The organism is Mycoplasma leonicaptivi ATCC 49890 (genome assembly GCF_000622205.1).
Lineage (GTDB): Bacteria > Bacillota_I > Bacilli_A > Mycoplasmatales > Metamycoplasmataceae > Mycoplasmopsis > Mycoplasmopsis leonicaptivi.
On sequence record NZ_KK211411.1, the window covers coordinates 1 to 2,686 of the forward strand.

Sequence of the window (2,686 nt, forward strand, 5' to 3'; positions counted from 1 at the left end):
CTTAATTCAGGAATCCTATACTTAATCCACGCTAAATATTTCCCTTCCTTATTAATTTCTATTTCATAACTATTTATATTGCTTATTTTATTAATAAAGTCTTTATTTAAATTTTGATTAATAAAAATATTTCATTTATTTAATAAAAACATATTTATTGTTTTAGCGGATAATAAAATAATTGTTAATACTGAAGTAATAACTATATTAAGAATTAAACTATGTCTATCTCCTTTATCTAAGTTATTTAATAATTGTGTGATAAAAAACGTTATTAATGAACTTGACAAAATAATTAAAATATAAAATAAAAATAAAGAAATAATCATTATTTTGTTTGAATTAAAATATTTTTTCATTTTCCTCCTTTAATAATAATAAATATAAATAATATATTCCTACATAACCATTTATAAAACTATTTTTCATTTCTTCAAAATTATAATCTTTGAGTTTATTATTAACAATAAACATTCCTATGTATGATAAATTATCTAATTTTATAATATTGCATTTATTATTAAGAACTTTGTAATATAAGTAAATAATTAACCAAATACCAGTGATTCCTAAACCTAAACTCAATTTTCTTGTAAGTATTTTAGAAAAACTTATTATTATTTTTTCTAATTGATTTAAAAAAGTTAAATCATTAAACTTATAAGAAAAATAAAGAATAATATAAATAATTCCTGATGTACCGTCTAAAAGATACGGGGTATAGTAATTATTGTTTTTATAAAAATAATTTTGTGGATTTATATCCTTTACTATATTCTCAAATCAGATACTAATATATTCTTTACTTTTTATATAGTTATGATTTTCTATATTTTTTAAAGTTTCTCTAAAATTAAAATTATCACTGAACAAATATTCGTTAATTGTGTTAAATATATCTGTTAAGTTCTTAAATTTCATAATTTTGGAACAATTATTTTTATTAAAAAACATAAACAATTTTTTATTATGTTTTTTGGTTAAGTTTAAATTTGTATTAAATTTTTCACCAAATATTGAAAATAATATTTTTATAAAATTAAACACAAATTCATTATTTTTATATTTTGTTATTTCAAATAAATAACTATTAATATTTATTTTGGATTGTATTTTATAGTCAAAGAAAAAATCTAAAAACATAAAAAAGATTTTTTTATTATCTGCTTCTAAATTTGATTTTATTTTATTTTCATATTCATTTTTTATCTTTGATTTAAATATTTGATTCTTTTTAAATGAATTCTCAAGGTCTATAAAAGACAAATTATTTTCTTTTTTATCAAGTATAAAATTATCTGTTTTAATATCATTTAATATTAAATTATTTTTATTTTTAGAATTTAAAAACAATTTAATTTCATTTAATAAATTGAAAAAAATATCTATATTACTATTTTCATAATCAAAAAGAAAATTAAATTGATCTTTAATAATATTTAATTTTTCACCTTTTTTAAATTCAAATAAATAAAAATAACTATGTTTATTACTTCATGACTTAAATGATTTAGGAAAAAATCTTTCACTAATTTTTTACACAAAACAAATTCATTTTTTCTTGTTTTGTTTGATAAACCTCCAAAGAAAAATTTTTTACTTTCTTTTAAAACGAACATTTTTTTATCTTTTTCAACTAATCAAATGTTACTAAATGAATCAAAATCTATAAGACCTAATATTTTATAATTATTTATAAAATTATTGGTTTTTTGTTTCTTTTGAAATGGATCTGATATATTTTCTGGTTTATATCTTTTAATAACGTATTTGTGTAGATTGTCTATCTTTGTAATACCACCATATCTATAATGAAGTATGCTTCCTTTGTATTGTCTATCAGAAAATGTTAGTGGTGCAGTGAATTTCTTAATTTTTTTATATAAATTCTTTAATATAAAATTAGCATGTTTTTCATTTTCAGGATATATAGTAATAAATTTACCAATTAGATTATCTGGTTTTCTTGTGGATAAAATTTCCTTAATTTTTTTAATTTTTTTAATGTATTTAAATGAAATGTTATTTTTAATTAAAAACTGCTTTGATATTTTTAATATTTCTTTGCAGTTTTTTTCGTGTGCCGAGATATGTATTTTTCAACCATAATCTGGCAAATCATATTTTTTTGACTTAAAATTTCTAAAAATATCTTGATCAATGATAGTAAAATTTTTTAGTTTATTAAACATATTTTAAGATTTACAGATTATTGTTATTTTATATGAACAAAGAATTGTTAAATTATTTATTGCTTCAATAGGTGAATAAAACCCTTCATCATTAACAACTGAAATTGTGTTAAGTGTATCTATATCAATAAAATTATAATTGTGTAATTCTTGCATTTTTTCTCCTTTTTTTAAAAAATAAATATATAAAAAACCACTTACTATATTTCAAGTAAATGGCAAATACTAAATTATGAAAAATAATTTATTATGTATTACTTGAAACTAAAAAACAACTATTAATAAAAATAGCTTTATTTGATTTAATTTTAATATTAATTGAATAGTTGTTCATTGTTTCTCCTTTTTATGGTTTAAATTATATATTAAAATTCTTTCTTGTTAAATTATTTTTACTATTGTTATTTTAAAAGTCACGATGCAAGTTACCATCAAAAAAAATAGTAATACATAAATTTTATACAAAAAATAAATTTTGTTTATTTTTTGTATAA

4 protein-coding genes are annotated in these 2,686 nt (G+C 17.3%); all 4 read right to left on the minus strand.

What is annotated here, in order from left to right; all coding sequences use genetic code 4:
- Positions 1-359 (minus strand): hypothetical protein (locus tag BU00_RS04845; protein ID WP_036459154.1); only part of this gene is annotated, 359 nt, incomplete at its 3' end.
- Positions 343-1,353, minus strand: a complete 1,011-nt coding sequence (locus BU00_RS0104195; protein ID WP_027121591.1) for a hypothetical protein — start codon at positions 1,351-1,353, stop codon at positions 343-345. The genes BU00_RS0104195 and BU00_RS04845, both read right to left, overlap by 17 nt.
- Positions 1,354-1,439: 86 nt before the next feature.
- A complete protein-coding gene (locus BU00_RS04925; RefSeq protein WP_027121592.1) occupies positions 1,440-2,192 on the minus strand; it encodes a class III lanthionine synthetase LanKC N-terminal domain-containing protein in 753 nt (250 codons plus the stop codon).
- Between the two features lie 3 nt (positions 2,193-2,195).
- Positions 2,196-2,348, minus strand: coding sequence for a hypothetical protein (locus BU00_RS05160; protein ID WP_156926450.1), 153 nt, complete (start codon positions 2,346-2,348; stop codon positions 2,196-2,198).
- Positions 2,349-2,686: the final 338 nt, after the last annotated feature.